This window comes from Paenibacillus sp. LX16 (assembly GCF_036252815.1).
GTDB lineage: Bacteria > Bacillota > Bacilli > Paenibacillales > Paenibacillaceae > Paenibacillus > Paenibacillus polymyxa_B.
In genome coordinates, this window is the sequence record NZ_CP141152.1 from 4,464,987 (window position 1) to 4,481,297 (window position 16,311).

Below are 16,311 nucleotides of genomic sequence, written 5' to 3' on the forward strand. Positions count from 1 at the left end.
CTAATGGTTATAAAGGGGATTACTTCACTATGGATTATTTGCAGCTTAAGTATTTTCAAGTGACCTCGAAGTATGAGCATGTCACACGTGCCGCGAACGAGTTGTTTATCTCACAGCCTGCCTTAAGTAAAATGATTAGAAACCTGGAGACGGAATTGGGTGTGCAGCTATTTGACCGCGAAGGAAAACATATCGTACTGAATGAATATGGAAAGAAGTTCCTGAAAAGAGTGAACCAGTCGTTCTCAGCGCTAGAGCAAGGCATCTCAGAAGTCAAAGAAATGAAGAACGAAAAGGTAGAGATCATCACGTTATACGTCGCCGTCGGTTCTATGCTATTGCCGAGCCTTGTCGGTAAGTTTCGCGATCTCTACCCGCAAATTAGATTCAACCTGACCCAGCACCCTGCGATGATGAAGAAAGGACTGGCGTACGATTTTGCGATTACATCCGAAAAGTTGGCAGACAACGAGCATGCGATCCTGCTGGAGGAGGAAATTTTGCTTGGCGTACCAAAATCTCACCCTCTGAGCGTTCAGGAGACCGTATTCCTGAAAGATCTGGAGCATGAGAAGTTTATCAGCCTTACACCTGGTAATTCGCTTAGGAAAACAACGGACCGCTTTTTTACTCACATCCCTTTTGAGCCGAACATCGTCTTTGAAAGTGATGATCCGGCTACGGTAAGAGGGTTGATTCAAACAGGACTTGGCATCTCCTTTATTCCTTCTATCCTGTGGAGGAACGTCGTAACCGAAGACATCAAGTTGCTTTCCATCGGGGAGCCTCGATGTATGCGAACAATCTATCTGTCCTATCCTACTGGGGAACTGCACACCGATAGAGAGAAATCGTTCTTCGAATTCATCTTTAGATTTTTCCAAGATATTGCTCAGCATTGACGATTTAGATACCTTTTGACATAATATCGATTCAATTTTTTTGTTTTTGGTTAAGGTAATGCACATAAATGGGTAATAGCTTCATATGATGGAGCTAAACCATTTATAACTAGCTCAGCAGGCAGATTATCTCAGACAGCAAGGAGGGAAATGATGTGAAGACAGTACAATGGCTGGTATTATGTCTTGCTTTTCTCACTATGTTCAGTGCTTGTAGTGAACCCTCGTCCTCTGAAAGTCAATCATCTGAAACTAATTTGTCAAACGGAAAAAAGATAACGCTTACATTGTGGTACTGGAACCGTTCTATTGATGATGAACTACTCGCCCAGGCGGAAAAACAGTTTCCCGACATTGAATTAAAAACTCAAAAAATAGGCGGTGACTTCAAGGCCAAACTGAAGACAACGCTCGCAGCTCGTTCCGGTGAACCAGACATCGTAGCTCTGAACGATTGGATGGTGGAGCTGTTCCCCAGTGCGGATCGTTTTTATGACTTAAGGGAACTCGGAGCAGACCGCTTGAAGGATCAATATTTGGAATGGAAATGGAATCAAGGAATCACTCCTGATGGTAAAATGATTGCATTTCCCATGGATACAGGACCTACCGCACTCTTCTACCGAAGTGATCTGTTTGAACAAGCAGGTTTGCCTAGTGATCCTGAAAAGGTTAGTGCCTCGATCCGCACATGGGATGATTACATGGCAGCCGGAGAACAACTTCAGCAGAAATTCGGAAGCCGTTCGTTTTTGGCTGATAATATTGTAAACGTTTACAATCAAGTGCTCGCTCAGCATACAAACCTTTACTTCAAGCCGGATGGCAGCTATATCGGCAATCAATCTCCTGACATCCGTCTGGGCTGGAAAACCGCTGTCGATTTCCACAAGAAGCATCTGCTCGCCAATGCGGATGGCTGGACTCCCGAATGGAACGCTTCGGTCAATAACGGCAAAATTGCATCTTTTGTAGGAGCTGTCTGGATGAAGCAAGTTCTCACAGAGGCCGCGCCGGATACAGCTGGCAATTGGAGAGTCGCCCGTGCTCCTGGAGGAGACGGCAACCTGGGTGGTTCTTTCATTTCTATCCTCAAATCCAGTAAACATCCCAAAGAAGCCTTTGAAGTCCTGACCTGGCTGCAAAACCCGGAACACCAGCTGGAAGCCTACCACAAAATCGGACTGTTCCCGTCCACTCCCGGCGTCTATAACGATCCTATCATGGGGACACCCGAGCCTTTCTTTGGTGGTCAGGCCACCGGACTCATCTTCGCCGCCTCCGCACAAAATGTGAAAAGCAGCTATTTCGGCGAGCGCTATCCTGTCATCCACGGCATTGTGACCCGTCGCCTTGCTAATGTCGCCAAGCAGGATGCCAATTCCGATGTATTATGGACGGAAACCATGGATCGAATCGAACGGGAATTACAGCGGTAAAAAACAAAATTCAAAAAAGGCGTGTGGACATTATGCTGAGAGAAATGTGGAAGCACCGTGCCGTTTATGCTGCGATCTCGCCGTTTTATCTGCTGTTTGGCATCTTTGGACTGTTTCCGATTGGTTTTTCATTATACCTGGCGTTTCACAAATGGGACGGGATCGGAGAGATGACCTACAACGGCTGGGGCAACTTTCGCTACCTTGTAACAGATCATGAATTTTGGCAGGCTGTAGGCAACACCTTTGTGATCTGGGTGTATGCAACAATTCCAATGCTATTCTTCGCACTGATTATTGCCTTTCTACTTTATGCCCCATTTGTGAAAATGCGCACCTTATGGCGAGTTGGATTCTTCCTCCCCAATGTGACGTCTATTGTGGCTGTCGCCATCATCTTTGGTGCCTTATTTGCCAACAATTTCGGATTTCTTAACTACCTTCTACAACTCTTGGGGCTGCCCATGGTTCAATGGCTGAATGTGCCATGGGGTATCCAAATTGCCATTTCTTCAATGGTCGTATGGAGATGGATGGGCTATAACGCAATCATCTATCTGGCCGGACTCCAGAGTATTCCGCATGTGCTGTATGAGGCCGCCAAAATAGACGGAGCAACCGGAGCGCAAGCTTTTTTCCGCATCACTATCCCCATGCTGCGCCCAGTCATTCTGTTTACGGTCATTACGTCCACCATCGGCGGTATGCAACTCTTCACTGAGCCACAGGTCCTGGTCGGTAATGACGGGGGTTCCGGGGCAAGTGGCATGACCATCGTTTTATACCTGTACCGCGAGTCGTTCATTAACAACTATTTTGGATATGGTGCAGCCGTCGGATGGGGTATGTTCCTCATCATTGCTCTATTCTCCATCATAAACTGGAAACTCGTTCAAGGTAAAAAATAACGATGGGAAGGAGCTTCACAACATGATGCAGACACGTGCAAAATCCTTTGTTTTATATGCCGGATTGTTGGTGGGAATCATCCTGTCGATGTTTCCATTTTACTGGCTAATCGTTATGGCAACCCGTACAACTTCAGACATCTATCGTTTTCCACCGCAATTGTGGTTTGGCAGCCACTTCTTGGATAACATAACGAGAGTATTGCAGCAGATTAATTTTGCCGGAGCCTTTTTTAATACCCTTTTTGTAGCCGGTTCTGTTACCTTATTGGTTCTGTTTTTCGATTCACTGGCAGGTTTTGCATTCGCCAAGTTTGATTTTCCGGGCAAAAAAGTGCTATTTATCGTTTTGCTAGCTACAATGATGGTCCCTTCACAACTTTCGCTTGTCCCCTCCTTTGTCATGATGGCCACCTTTGGATGGGTAGGTACGTTCAAAGCGCTTATTATCCCGGGGATGGTAAATGCCTTCGGCATTTTCTGGATTCGCCAATATGCGGAAGAATCCATTCCAAAGGAGCTGCTGGATGCGGGGCGGATGGACGGATGCAGCTTTTTTCGACTGTACTTGAATGTAGCACTGCCTATTCTACGCCCTGCGTTCGCTTTTCTCGGCGCGTTTACCTTTATAGGAGCCTGGAATGATTATTTATGGCCTTTAATCGTCTTAACGGATGAGCGTAAATTCACGCTCCAGATTGCACTGTCACAATTGAACGGGATTTACAATACGGATTATGCGATGGTCATTGCGGGCACCCTGCTTGCTGTACTGCCACTTATTATTTTGTTTCTTTTCATTAGCCGCCAGTTTATTTCCGATCTTGCCGCTGGTGCGGTCAAAGATTAGATTTACTTGAATTCCCTTATTCATTTCATGTATAATGGTTAATCGTCATTTCAAATAGCTTACATGATGAAGTTAGGTATCCAACAGCAATCAGGTTAAGCGATTTACGATTTGAACATGAACTATGAACTGAGGGGAACTTTCCAGATGAACAAATTCACATATTATAACCCCACCAAATTAATTTTTGGAGACAATCAAATTGAAGAACTGCAGCAGGAGCTGCTGAATTACGGCAAAAATATTTTGCTGATATATGGAGGCGGAAGTGTCAAACGAAATGGTCTGTATGACCAGGTATTAAACGCGTTAGAGCCGCTACATCTCAACATTCATGAATTATCCGGCGTAGAACCGAATCCGCGCTTGTCCACCGTTAAGAAGGGCATCGACATTTGCCGAAACGAAAAAATCGACTTCTTACTTGCAGTAGGCGGCGGAAGCGTTATTGATTGCACCAAAGCCATCGCAGCAGGGGCTGAATATGACGGCGATGTGTGGGATATTATCAACAAAAAGCACATGCCTACCCAGGCTCTGCCATTCGGTACCATCCTCACACTCGCCGCTACCGGTTCAGAAATGAATCCAGATTCTGTTATCACCAACTGGGAAACAAACGAAAAATACGTATGGGGCAGCGCGGTGACGCATCCGAAATTCTCGATTCTGGACCCAAAAAACACCTTCTCTGTGCCACGTGATCAGACGGTATATGGCATGGTGGATATGATGAGCCATGTATTTGAACAGTATTTTCACAATGTAAAAAATACACCGTTGCAAGATCGTATGTGCTTTTCCGTGCTGCAAACCGTAATCGAAACTGCACCTAAGCTGTTGGAGGATTTGCACAACTACGAGCATCGCGAAACGATTTTATATGCCGGAACGATTGCTCTTAACGGAACACTGCAAATGGGCTACTTCGGGGACTGGGCTTCGCATACGATTGAACATGCATTATCTGCTGTATATGATATTCCTCATGCTGGCGGTCTGGCGATCCTATTCCCCAACTGGATGAGACATACGGTGGATCAGGATGCTGCACGCATGAAACGGCTGATGCTCAGCATGTTTGACTTAGACACCGTAGGTAAAACAGATAGAGAAATCGCCCTGGAAGGTATTGATCGTCTAAGTGCATTCTGGACAAGTCTCGGTGCCCCTTCCACACTGGCCGATTACAATATTAATGATGAGCAATTGGAGAAAATCGCAACCATTGCATCCCGTGAAATGGAGCATGGAGGTTTCGGTAATTATCAAAAGCTGAATCAGGAAGATATTTTAGCTATTTTGCGTGCATCGTTATAACATTCAAAAGGGAGTGTCCTCAAGCCTGTGATGGCTGAAGACACTCCCTTTTAGTATTTATGAATTAACCGTTTGTCCTTTTTCTTCTACTTGGATAGCAGCCCCTACATTGGTACCTGTAAGAATGCCCTTTTTCTTATTAGGATACAGGGAGTCCATATAGGTTCTGGTTTCTGCAACTACAATGCCTGACAAGCCGAGCAGTGCAATCAGGTTCGGGAAAGCCATCATTGCGTTAAAGATATCTGCCAGTAGCCAAATCGCATCCAGTTTAATGAACGCGCCCCCAGCAACCAGTACGATGAACAGATAACGGTATGGCTTAATCCACTTAACCCCAAGCAAATATTCGACACAGCGTTCCCCGTAATAATTCCAGCCGAGCATAGTGGTGAACGCGAACATAATCAGAATGATTGTAAGCAGTTCTGCCCCCAGCGGGAATGCGCTGGAAAATGCTTGCTGAGTCATCAGGCCCGCATCGGTAGGCCCGCTCCACACACCGCTAACCAGTAGCGTCAACCCGGTCATCACACAAATAACCATTGTATCAATAAACACGCCTGTCATGGAAATTAGCCCTTGCTCCGCAGGCCATTTGGTTTTGGCAGCTGCGGCTGCAATCGGTGCGCTCCCCAATCCGGCCTCATTGGCAAAAATACCTCTGGCTACCCCACTTCGCATCGCCAGCATAATCGTAGCTCCGGCAAACCCGCCTGTTGCAGATGTAGTTGAAAATGCCGAATGGAGCACCAGCGCGATTGCGGCAGGAAGTTGGTCAGCAAACCGAATCAGTACGATGAGACAAATCAGTACGTACAAGCCTGTTTTAAAAGGAACGACCTTCGTCGATACCTTGGCAATACTTTTGAGTCCTCCAATAGTAACCAGTCCTGTGAGGATAGCAATAATCAGTGCCGTTACAATGGGCGGAACACCAAAACTGTTTTCAGTCGAAGATACAATCGCTTTGACCTGCGGAAACGTTCCAATCCCGAACAACGCTACCAGCATGCCCGAAAAAGCAAACAGCATCGCCAGCGGTTTAAAACGGCGTCCCAGACCTTTCTCAATATAATACATCGGGCCGCCGGAAAATTGTCCATTCCGATCCTTCACCCGGTATTTTACCGCAAGTACACCTTCCGCATATTTCGTCGCCATCCCAAAAAAGGCTGCAACGACCATCCAGAACAAGGCACCCGGCCCGCCCAGCTTAATGGCTGTCGCTACGCCGACAATACTTCCTGTGCCAACTGTAGCCGCCAACGCTGTACTCAAAGCCGCAAAACTACTTACATCCCCGCTGCCTTCATTCGGGGCCTTACCGATCAGCTTGATCGCCAGGGGCAGGCGGAATACCTGCAGCATCTTCAAACGTATGGTCAGCCACAACCCCGTTCCCATGACAAGAATGATGAGAGGCGCCCCCCATATCCAGCTACTAATCGCTTCTAACACATGTACCAAATTCATTTCAACCCGCTCCTCCAGCATATTAGAAAACAAAAAAGAGTCAAATCCGCTGATTCGACTCCTGGAGAGGTTAAAGGCACGAAAAAATACAACCATCTTGCGCAGGTTTCTGCCTCTAATAGCTTATAAAAAAGCCTAGGGCATTCCCTGTCACAGGTTATTCGCGTCTCTGTCCTTTTGCCTGAGAGTTTAAGCAGATGTTCTCTGCGGTGCACCTTCGGCGCCCAATTAAGGGTCTCTCCAGAGTTCTGTCCGTTTACGGTCCCCGCTTGTTGCTGTAATCAGCCTAAGCACCTGAGAGTTTTGCCCCTTCGGTCGGAACTTTCGTTCCATCTCCCGCAAACATCAACCAGACATATGAAATTTTTATTTATTATACAGAAAACTTTCAGCTTATTACAAGTGAAAAGTTTGTGAAGCCCTCTGAAATACTATTATTATTCTATCAAAAAAGCGGGTACAGCAGATTGCATCCTTAGGATGTCCTCTGCTATACCCGCCCGAGATGATATGGAATTACAATTCTTCACCATTGGTTGCTATCACATTTTTATACCAGTTAAAGGAGTCTTTTTTGGAGCGTTTGAGCGTTCCGTTACCGTCATCATCCAGATCGACGTAAATAAATCCGTAGCGCTTGGACATTTCGGAAGTAGACATGCTCACAAGGTCGATAGGGCCCCAGCTGGTGTAACCAATCAGATCAACACCGTCTGCAATCGCTTCCTTCATTTGGGCAATATGCTGACGCAAGTAATCAATGCGATACGTGTCATGCACAGAGCCGTCTTCTTCCACCTTATCATATGCACCCAAGCCATTTTCCACGATGAACAGCGGCTTTTGATAGCGGTCATAAAACGTATTCAGCGTAATACGCAGGCCGATCGGATCGATCTGCCATCCCCAGTCGGAGGACTGAAGATACGGATTTTTCACGCCGCCAATCAGGTTTCCTGCTGCTTTCTCGCCTTCTGGACCTGCAGATACGGTCAAGGTCATATAGTAGCTGAATGAGATAAAATCGACCGTGTTATTTTTCAATATTTCGGCATCGCCTGGTTCTGTCTGTATCACAACATTATTTTCTTCAAAATAACGATTCATGTAGTTGGAGTATTCCCCACGGGCATGCACATCCGTAAAGAACAGGTTCATCTGATTTTCATGCTGGGCTTTCAGTATATCCTCTGGGTTACACGTATGTGGATAGCTTTCTATACGTGCCAGCATACAGCCAATCTGAGCGCCTGGGATGATCTCATGTCCCCGTTTGGTCGCCAGTGCACTAGCTACAAATTGATGATGCAATGCTTGATATATCGCTTGTTGTTTGTTTTCTACACGGTCAATAACCACACCCCCACCGGTGAACGGACTCATGGTCATTACATTGATTTCATTAAAGGTCAGCCAGTATTTTACTTTATCCTTATAACGTGTAAATACCGTTTCGGCATAATTTACGTAATGCTGTATAACTTCGCGTCCCAGCCAGCCATTATACTTCTGGGTCAGACCTAGCGGTGTTTCATAATGTGACAATGTTACCAAGGGCTCAATATTATACTTGCGCAGCTCATCAAATACATTGTCGTAGAATTGCAAGCCGGCTTCATTCGGCTCGGCATCATAGCCATTCGGGAAAATCCGCGCCCAGTGAATGGACATACGAAATACCTTAAAGCCCATTTCAGCGAACAAGGCAATATCTTCTTTGTAGTGGTGGTAAAAGTCTACCCCTTCACGTTTTGGAAAACGGGCATTGACTTTGCCTGCCAAAATGTCTTCGAGTCGCTCGGACGAAATCTCTATAGCATGATCGTTCTTACGTTCCGCTTTGGGTACATAGGCAATCATGTCTGCGCTGGACAAACCTTTTCCATCTACGTCAAAAGCACCTTCCAATTGGTTGGCTGCCGTTGCCCCGCCCCACAAGAAGTTTTTCGGAAATCCTTTTAGCGTCTTAGTCATAGTATAAAGACCTCTTTCCGTATTTAAGATTTTTATTTTGGCCAAGTAATCCCATCAAGTGCTGCAAATATGAATCCATACCTAACGATAACCGTTCTCCTTTGAAAAGCATTGACAGTTGCTTTAAAATAGACGTAATGCCTTCATAAGCATCCTAATCGTTGTAACGCGTTTCATGTCAAGTATTTTTTTCTTATGTGAGGAGAAGCACCATGTCGAATCTTGATCAAATTGCAAAACTGGCGGGCTTTTCCAAAGCTACGGTATCCAGAGTATTAAATCAGTCCCCCCATGTCAGTCACGAAACAAGAGCTAAGATTTTGAAAATCATGCAGGAATTAGATTATGTTCCTAATCGGAATGCCATTTCTCTATCCAAGGGTCAGACGCTTCAGATCGGTATCATTACTTCAACTATTAATGAAATTGTTCTCGCTTTTCTGGACAGTTTTGTGGAAGTAGCGGGCCAGTATGAATTTCAAACCATTATTTATACTTCGGGAGAAGACAAAAAGAAAGAGCTTCAAGCCTTTGAGGATTTAAAAAGAAAAAGAGTCGATGCGCTGGTCATCATTTCCTGCGTAAATGACACTGATTTTTTGAGCACCTATTGCAAATATGGCCCGATCGTGTCGTGGCAACGAATGGAGCATACCGATATTCGGTCCGTCGCTATGGATCAGTATGAAGGATATATGTTAGCGCTCAAACATTTGATACAAAAAGGCTATACTCGTATAGCCAATGCTTTTGGCCGTCCGAGCAGCATCAATACCCATAGTAGACAACGAGCCTACGAACAGATCATGAGTGAGCACAATCTGCCAGTGTTGCAACACTGGAATCACTCTTCTATTTATAATATCCGTGATGGCGAACAGGTCGTACGGGATTTGTTACAGCGTCGGGATGAATTCCCTGAGGCTATTTTATGTGCTAATGATTATGTAGCCGTGGGCATTCTCTGCGAAGCACGCAGACAACAACTGAATGTACCGGAGGATCTGGCCATTGTTGGATTCGATAATACGGAGCTGGCGCATACGCTGGGAATTACAACGGTTCAAAATCCTATCATGGCTCAAGCACAAAATGCTTTTTTCATGCTTTCCCCTCAGCTGATTGGACGCCAAATGGAGCTTCATTCGCTAGAGTACAGCCTCATTGAACGTACGACCACATAAGGTAAAGATTTACTTGGAAATTAGGCAAAAGGGCCTTGATATGAAATATTTTTTGTCGAAACAGAATAAAATATGTTGAAATCGCTTTTTTTTGTGCTACAATAGCACTATATCGAAGGATTGTGACCGGTGATGCGGGCAATGCCTGAGTTCAATTGAGTGCTATTGCTAACAATAGTATTGAATTGTGCTTAGGCATTTTTTATTGGTAAAGGATGGGAGGGGGAACTTCAATGATTATTGAGAAGGTGCTCAATAACAACGTCCTATTGACTAAAAACGATAAAGGTAAAGAGGTCATCGTGATGGGAAGAGGTATTTCCTTCAAAAAGGTGGCTGGCGATCAAGTCGATGATGATAAAATAGATAAGATTTTCATGTTAAATGAAAACGAGTTCACGGCCAAACTAACCGAGCTGCTGAACGATATTCCTGTATCTCATCTGGAGGTCGTGAGTGAAATCGTAAAGCATGCAACGGAAGTGCTGGATACGGAGTTAAGCGATAATATCTATTTAACGTTGACCGACCATATTCATTTTGCCATACAACGGCAAGAAAAAGGACTGGCACTCCAAAACGCGATGCTGTATGAAATTAAACGCTTTTACAAAAAAGAATTTGCAGTTGGACTAGATGCTCTCCAAAAAATTGAAAATACACTCGGAGTAAAATTGGGCGAAGATGAAGCGGGATTTATTGCATTGCATATGGTGAATGCACGAATCGACGGTAACGAAATGAAATCTACGCTGAAAATGACCGAGATCGTCCAACATATCTTGAACATAATTACGTACCATTACGGGATTGTGCTGGATGAGTCTTCTTTTAGCTATTCGAGATTTTTGACACATTTGCAATATTTTGCGATGCGAGTGATTCGCAAAGAAGTTATTCATAGTGGCGAAGAATTTTTGTACAACCAGGTGAAGCAGACGTATACCGAAGCTTTTGCTTGTGCTCAAAAGATCAATGAGTATTTGGAAAAAACATACGACCAATATTTAAGCAAGGATGAATACGTATATCTAACTATCCATATTCATCGGGTAACTGAGCGTAATAACATATAAGACTAACAACTTCATACCCCTCATCGTTCATGGATTGTGACTGGTAAGGCAGGCAAAACCTAAACTGATGGTGAAATCGACGTTCCCTTATAGGAGAGAGTGCGTAGTTTTCACCACGAGTTTAGGTTTTTCTTGTTTACAAGTTTAAAAAGATGCACGCCGGCGCATCTTAGCAACAGCTGTAAACAGTAAACCCTATCAGTAGCAAGAATAACCCATAAGGAGTTCTGAATATGAGTGATAAAGAACTATCTAAAAAAATAGTGACCCTCGTTGGTGGCGAAGAGAATGTCAATTCGGTATTCCATTGCGCTACACGCTTGAGATTTAAATTAAATGATCGTACAAAAGCAGACAAAGCCGCACTAGAAGCAACCCCTGGTGTCATTACAGTAGTGGAAAGCAGCGGCCAGTTTCAGGTGGTCATCGGCAACAATGTAGGTCAAGTGTTTGAGCATATGATGGCAGAAACGAATTTGCAGGATGCAGACAATCCTAATGCCAAAAAGGAAGAATCTTCCGAAAAAACGAATTTTCTTGGAAAAGCGGTCGATATCATTTCCAGCATTTTCTCTCCTCTCTTGGGCGCTCTTGCCGGAGCAGGTTTGCTCAAAGGGATTCTGGCATTAATTTTGTCGCTTCATTGGATTAATGATAAAAGCGGTACGTATATGATCCTAAATGCAGCTTCGGACAGCGTATTTTATTTCCTTCCGGTATTTCTAGCTGTTACATCGTCTCGTAAATTTAAGACAAACACCTTTGTATCGGTGGCAATCGCCGGAGCTCTGGTCTATCCAGCAGTTATAGCGGCGGTAAGCAACCCAGAAAGGTTGGCGTTCCTAGGTATTCCAATTATTCTGATTAATTATAGTTCTAGTGTCATTCCCATTATTCTGGCGGTTTGGGTTCAGTCCTATGTAGAGCGCTGGTTCAATTCCTTTATCCATCAATCGGTTAAAAACATTATCGTACCGATGCTTTCACTACTGGTCGTTATTCCGTTAACATTCCTTGCCTTTGGTCCAGTAGGTAACCTGATCAGTCAAGGCTTGGCAAACGGTTTTACATGGGTATATAACTTAAGTCCATTGATCGCCGGGGCTGTTGCCGGAGCATTCTGGCAAGTATTTGTTATTTTCGGCGTGCATTGGGGTTTCGTTCCTATCATGCTATCCAATATTGCTACATTGGGTTATGACACGATGCTTCCGATGCTTACAGCAGCTGTACTTTCTCAAGCCGGTGCAACACTGGGGGTATTCCTGAAATCACGGAACACCCAGATGAAGGCTTTGGCTGGTTCATCTACACTGGCAGCTGTATTCGGGATTACTGAACCAACGATTTATGGTGTAACTTTGAAATTGAAAAAGCCTTTCATTTATGCTTGTATTTCCGGTGGTATTGGGGGCGCTATTATCGCTTCTGGCGGAGCGACTGCAAAATCCTTCTCCCTACCTAGTTTACTGGCGCTGCCAACTTATTTTGGAACTGGATTCTTGTGGGTAGTCATCGGTTTGCTCGTTGCCTTTGTACTCGCAGTTGTGTTGGTTATGATTTTGGGCTTTGATGATCCAAAAGAAGAAACTGCCAAAACAGAAGCTGCACCCGTAAAGAAAGAAGTGGCCATCGAGAAAGAAATTCTCGTAAGCCCACTGCAAGGTAAAGTGTTGCCTCTGGAACAATCTTCTGACGTTGCTTTTGCTTCAGGTGCTATGGGGAAAGGAATTCTCATTGATCCTACAGAGGGTGTGCTGACATCTCCTGTCAATGGAACGATTACGACCGTATTCCCGACCGGACATGCCATCGGTATTACTTCCAATGACGGAGCAGAAATTCTGATTCACGTTGGTGTTAATACAGTGAAGCTGAAAGGACAATTCTTTGACAAGCGCGTTAAGGAAGGCGATGTGGTTAAGCAAGGACAACTGTTGCTTGAATTTGATATCGAGCAAATTAAAGCGGCAGGCTATACAACGGCTACGCCGATTATCGTAACTAATTCCGCACAATACCTGGACGTATTGAACACAATGGAAACTGAAGTGAAGCGTGAGGATTACTTGTTGACTGTTGTGGTATAACGCTTAAACTTTCAGACTAAAGAAGCTTTCCCCATGGAAAGCTTCTTTTTTTATACATAATGAGACAAGTGTTACAGCCAGAAATGGAAATATCATTTACTGTAAGTGTAAGATTGTAAAAAAAGGAGGATTTCTGTGAAAAAAGGATATATCGCCGGGTTAAGTGTCATTGTATTGCTTCTCATTGGTATCGCTATTTCAGCTGTAGTTAAATTTCAAGATCTGGAGCAGGTTGTTCAGCAGAAAGACAAAGAGATCCAAGCAAGCAAAAGCAATTACCCCGAAATATATGACCACTTGAATGCGGTTACACTAGATGGTTTTAAGCGTTTGATTCAGCAGGATCAAAGTGTGTTTGTCTATGTCGGCAGACCCAGTTGTGGCGACTGCAATCGGTTTGAGCCTAACTTTAACAAGATGATCGAACAGTATAATCTAGGCTCTAAAATTACTTTTTTGAACGTTCACAAAATCCATAAGGACAAGCCTCAATGGAATAAATTCAAAGAGGATTACAATGTAAAATACACCCCCACCATTGCAGAATTCAGAAACGGCAAGCTGGTTGATAAAATAGAATGGACGCCTAAAAGAGACCTCAGTACGGATGCTGTAAAAGAGTGGCTGACTTCCAAGAAAATTATTTTATAAGTCTCTTTTCTATTCATTTCATTACAAACACAAAGAACTGTTTATGCAAAAAAGGTATTCATGTACATAACGCATGAATACCTTTTTTTAGGAATGCACAGGTCTTCCAAGCTCTAATAAAAAATAGTTCCTACTACTCTTCACTGCCTTGTGATAAACCTCGTTCGTATCTATCAGTCCCTATATTGTAGGCACTTCACAGTGTATGGGTATCCATCGAATCAGGAAATTCATATCGGATAATATCCGTTTCGGATACGATATGCCCGATTTGTGACTCAATGAATTCCAAATCTCCCTCTACCGCCCCTATAAAATGCTTTGTACCGGGTTCTATTACGATGACTTCACCTGGGCTGACTGTCTGTGTCACGCCATTGATAGAGACACTTCCGGCTCCTGAAACTATGGTCCAAACTTCTTTACGGAACTGATGTTCATGATAGCTGATAAATCTCCCGTTCGAAATAACCACGCGTTTGGTCACTGTCTGCAATCCACTTGCCGCCTGCTGATGGGATAATACAGTTTGCTTCCCCCAGAAACGCTCCTCAAAACGCGGGCCGATTTCAATTTCCGCCACCATATCCTTAATTCCTGTGGACGACTGTCGATCCGTAACCAAAACACCATCCGGCCCGGCAACGACGATAATGTCTGGAACATTCCAGATGCTAACCGGAATCTCCAGTTCATTGATGATATGCGAGTTATGTGAAGCTTCTGAAATATATCCTGGGCCACTTAGCTTCGAACTTACTTCCCGCACCAACGAATCCCATGTGCCCAAGTCTCTCCACTCTCCATGATATGGAAGCACGGAGAGCTTATGAGTATGCTCTACTACCGCAATATCGAAGCTAGTTTTAGGCAAGTCTGCATAATTTGTCGAAAGAGAATTGTAGTCGGCTGGTAAACCCATTTGCTCCAGAATATCCAACAAAAAGCCCAGTCTAAAAGCAAACACCCCGCAATTCCATAAGGCCCCTTCACGGATCAACGCTTCTGAACGGATCAGATCCGGCTTTTCTACAAATGAACTAACTCTATAATATGGCTGGTCAAGTGAAGAAGAGGATGAAGGCACAATGTATCCGTATTTATCAGATGGCTCCGTTGGAGCAGCCCCCATTAATGCGATATGGCTTCCTGATTGCTCTAATATTGAAGGAAGCCTGCTCAAATGCTCAAAAAATTCATCCCCCGCATACCCGTCCACAGGCATGACCCCTACGATCTCGTCGCGTGATGCGCCTGTAACGTCATGCAAGTAGGCCGTAGCTAGGGAAATGGCCGGGAAGGTATCCCGCTGAGTCGGCTCCTCAATGACTACAGCATCTCCGCCAATTTGCCCCCGGATCAGCTCGGCCTGAGTTCCACTCGTCGAAAAATAGGCCTCATCTGCCAAATTCGCCTCATCTAATTGCCTCCATATTCGTTGCAGCATACTTTCGGGCCGTTCGTCGTGACGTAGTATGGAAAGAAACTGCTTGGGACGGTTCACATTGGATAAGGGCCACAGACGTTTACCCGAACCTCCAGATAATAAAATCATTCGCAAAGATGCAACCTTCTTCCTGTAAATTAATATTTTTCTTACATTATAAGACTGTTCATTTTTCGCATTTCTGCCGAATACATAAGTATGTATTATCGTGGCAAATACATGATTATGCACTGCTATTGTATCTTTGTCTGTACAGGAGATGTCAGTCATGCCCATAAAAATACTCGTCATTGAAGATCAAAAAAGTTTGGCAGATATGATTGCTCTTCATCTTCAGGAGGAAGGCTATCATATCGAGCTTATTTATGACTCTAAACTTGCAATTCCTACACTTATGCGTTTTAAGCCGGATATTATTGTGACCGCTCTGATGTTTTCCGGTAAAGTCGAATGTGCGCTGATCAGCCAAATCCGTCAATTTACCACGGTCCCCATGCTGGTCATCTCTAATAACACCGTGCTGAATATAAGAATAAAGGCTCTGGATGACGGAGCAGATGACTTCTTATGCAAGCCGTTCAGTCTGATAGAGTTAAATGCCCGCATCAAAGCCCTGCTACGTCGCTGCGGCCCCAACATGCCCATTGAATCGCAAACGGTAACTCAAAAGCTTAAAAAGGTAAGGGTTTGGGTGAATGATTACCGTCATAGCCTGGTAGTCGATGACCAAGAAATAGAAGTCACTCAAATTGAATTTTCCATTATAAAAGAGATGTCCTGCAATCCAGGTAAAGTCTTTACCCGCAGCGAGCTGATGGATCGGATCAAAGGCGGAGATGGCGCTTATCTGGATCGCACTATCGACGTACATATTTCCAGCCTCCGCAAAAAAATAGAACGTGACCCTAAAAATCCTCAGCACATCCGTACTGTATGGGGCAGAGGCTACAAATATGAGATGTAGTCGTATCATGGCTACCCATTTCCCCACTGA

13 protein-coding genes and 2 riboswitches are annotated in these 16,311 nt (G+C 44.4%); of the genes, 10 read left to right on the forward strand and 3 right to left on the reverse strand.

Translation table 11 applies throughout. The features are described 5' to 3' along the window. Positions 1-29: 29 nt before the first annotated feature. The 5 genes from T3H97_RS19945 (at position 30) to T3H97_RS19965 (ending at position 5,419) form a co-directional block, all read left to right on the forward strand. Positions 30-902 (forward strand): LysR family transcriptional regulator, encoded by an 873-nt coding sequence (locus T3H97_RS19945; protein WP_328800656.1) that lies wholly within the window; start codon positions 30-32, stop codon positions 900-902. 155 nt (positions 903-1,057) lie between these two features. Beyond that, positions 1,058-2,341: an ABC transporter substrate-binding protein gene (locus T3H97_RS19950; protein WP_328800657.1), complete on the forward strand. Its 1,284-nt coding sequence runs from the start codon at positions 1,058-1,060 to the stop codon at positions 2,339-2,341. Positions 2,342-2,373: 32 nt separating this feature from the next. Then, positions 2,374-3,249: a carbohydrate ABC transporter permease gene (locus T3H97_RS19955; RefSeq protein WP_250270425.1), complete on the forward strand. Its 876-nt coding sequence runs from the start codon at positions 2,374-2,376 to the stop codon at positions 3,247-3,249. A 22-nt stretch (positions 3,250-3,271) separates the two neighbouring features. Continuing rightward, the gene (locus T3H97_RS19960) at positions 3,272-4,099 is read left to right on the forward strand and encodes a carbohydrate ABC transporter permease (protein WP_250240135.1); all 828 of its coding nucleotides are present in this window, start codon (positions 3,272-3,274) and stop codon (positions 4,097-4,099) included. Between the two features lie 147 nt (positions 4,100-4,246). Next, positions 4,247-5,419, forward strand: coding sequence for an iron-containing alcohol dehydrogenase (locus T3H97_RS19965; RefSeq protein WP_272638869.1), 1,173 nt, complete (start codon positions 4,247-4,249; stop codon positions 5,417-5,419). Between the two features lie 57 nt (positions 5,420-5,476). Here T3H97_RS19965 and T3H97_RS19970 read toward each other — a convergent pair whose 3' ends face one another. Further along, complete coding sequence (locus tag T3H97_RS19970) at positions 5,477-6,895, reverse strand: alanine/glycine:cation symporter family protein (protein ID WP_272638870.1); 1,419 nt, start codon at positions 6,893-6,895, stop codon at positions 5,477-5,479. A 159-nt stretch (positions 6,896-7,054) separates the two neighbouring features. Then, a riboswitch (glycine riboswitch) is annotated at positions 7,055-7,149 on the reverse strand. An 18-nt stretch (positions 7,150-7,167) separates the two neighbouring features. Continuing rightward, positions 7,168-7,244, reverse strand: a riboswitch (glycine riboswitch). 167 nt (positions 7,245-7,411) lie between these two features. Further along, on the reverse strand, positions 7,412-8,869 hold the full coding sequence (locus T3H97_RS19975; protein WP_328800658.1) for a glycoside hydrolase family 1 protein: 1,458 nt from the start codon (positions 8,867-8,869) through the stop codon (positions 7,412-7,414). 212 nt (positions 8,870-9,081) lie between these two features. On the opposite strand from T3H97_RS19975, the gene T3H97_RS19980 reads away from it, so the two are divergent. The 4 genes from T3H97_RS19980 (at position 9,082) to T3H97_RS19995 (ending at position 13,870) form a co-directional block, all read left to right on the forward strand. Then, on the forward strand, positions 9,082-10,053 hold the full coding sequence (locus T3H97_RS19980) for a LacI family DNA-binding transcriptional regulator (RefSeq protein ID WP_250240139.1): 972 nt from the start codon (positions 9,082-9,084) through the stop codon (positions 10,051-10,053). 233 nt (positions 10,054-10,286) lie between these two features. Then, on the forward strand, positions 10,287-11,129 hold the full coding sequence (gene licT, locus T3H97_RS19985; protein ID WP_028541551.1) for a BglG family transcription antiterminator LicT: 843 nt from the start codon (positions 10,287-10,289) through the stop codon (positions 11,127-11,129). A gap of 233 nt (positions 11,130-11,362) precedes the next feature. Next, positions 11,363-13,219 carry a beta-glucoside-specific PTS transporter subunit IIABC gene (locus T3H97_RS19990; RefSeq protein WP_328800659.1) on the forward strand — a complete coding sequence of 619 codons (1,857 nt, stop codon included), beginning with the start codon at positions 11,363-11,365 and terminating at the stop codon, positions 13,217-13,219. Positions 13,220-13,354: 135 nt separating this feature from the next. After that, the gene (locus T3H97_RS19995; protein ID WP_250240141.1) at positions 13,355-13,870 is read left to right on the forward strand and encodes a thioredoxin family protein; all 516 of its coding nucleotides are present in this window, start codon (positions 13,355-13,357) and stop codon (positions 13,868-13,870) included. Between the two features lie 196 nt (positions 13,871-14,066). Here T3H97_RS19995 and T3H97_RS20000 read toward each other — a convergent pair whose 3' ends face one another. Continuing rightward, positions 14,067-15,425: a sugar phosphate nucleotidyltransferase gene (locus T3H97_RS20000; protein ID WP_328802854.1), complete on the reverse strand. Its 1,359-nt coding sequence runs from the start codon at positions 15,423-15,425 to the stop codon at positions 14,067-14,069. 160 nt (positions 15,426-15,585) lie between these two features. Between T3H97_RS20000 and T3H97_RS20005 the strand changes: the two genes are divergently transcribed. Beyond that, positions 15,586-16,281, forward strand: coding sequence for a response regulator transcription factor (locus T3H97_RS20005; protein ID WP_328800660.1), 696 nt, complete (start codon positions 15,586-15,588; stop codon positions 16,279-16,281). Positions 16,282-16,311: the final 30 nt, after the last annotated feature.

What these genes read in the sequence shown, in the direction of transcription:
- T3H97_RS19960 (WP_250240135.1), top strand. Translation starts at nt 3,272, where the DNA reads ATGATGCAGACACGTGCAAAATCCTTTGTTTTATATGCCGGATTGTTG.
- T3H97_RS19975 (WP_328800658.1), bottom strand. Translation starts at nt 8,869, where the DNA reads ATGACTAAGACGCTAAAAGGATTTCCGAAAAACTTCTTGTGGGGCGGG.
- licT (WP_028541551.1), top strand. Translation starts at nt 10,287, where the DNA reads ATGATTATTGAGAAGGTGCTCAATAACAACGTCCTATTGACTAAAAAC.
- T3H97_RS20000 (WP_328802854.1), bottom strand. Translation starts at nt 15,425, where the DNA reads ATGATTTTATTATCTGGAGGTTCGGGTAAACGTCTGTGGCCCTTATCC.
- T3H97_RS19965 (WP_272638869.1), top strand. Translation starts at nt 4,247, where the DNA reads ATGAACAAATTCACATATTATAACCCCACCAAATTAATTTTTGGAGAC.
- T3H97_RS19990 (WP_328800659.1), top strand. Translation starts at nt 11,363, where the DNA reads ATGAGTGATAAAGAACTATCTAAAAAAATAGTGACCCTCGTTGGTGGC.
- T3H97_RS19945 (WP_328800656.1), top strand. Translation starts at nt 30, where the DNA reads ATGGATTATTTGCAGCTTAAGTATTTTCAAGTGACCTCGAAGTATGAG.
- T3H97_RS20005 (WP_328800660.1), top strand. Translation starts at nt 15,586, where the DNA reads ATGCCCATAAAAATACTCGTCATTGAAGATCAAAAAAGTTTGGCAGAT.
- T3H97_RS19980 (WP_250240139.1), top strand. Translation starts at nt 9,082, where the DNA reads ATGTCGAATCTTGATCAAATTGCAAAACTGGCGGGCTTTTCCAAAGCT.
- T3H97_RS19970 (WP_272638870.1), bottom strand. Translation starts at nt 6,895, where the DNA reads ATGAATTTGGTACATGTGTTAGAAGCGATTAGTAGCTGGATATGGGGG.
- T3H97_RS19955 (WP_250270425.1), top strand. Translation starts at nt 2,374, where the DNA reads ATGCTGAGAGAAATGTGGAAGCACCGTGCCGTTTATGCTGCGATCTCG.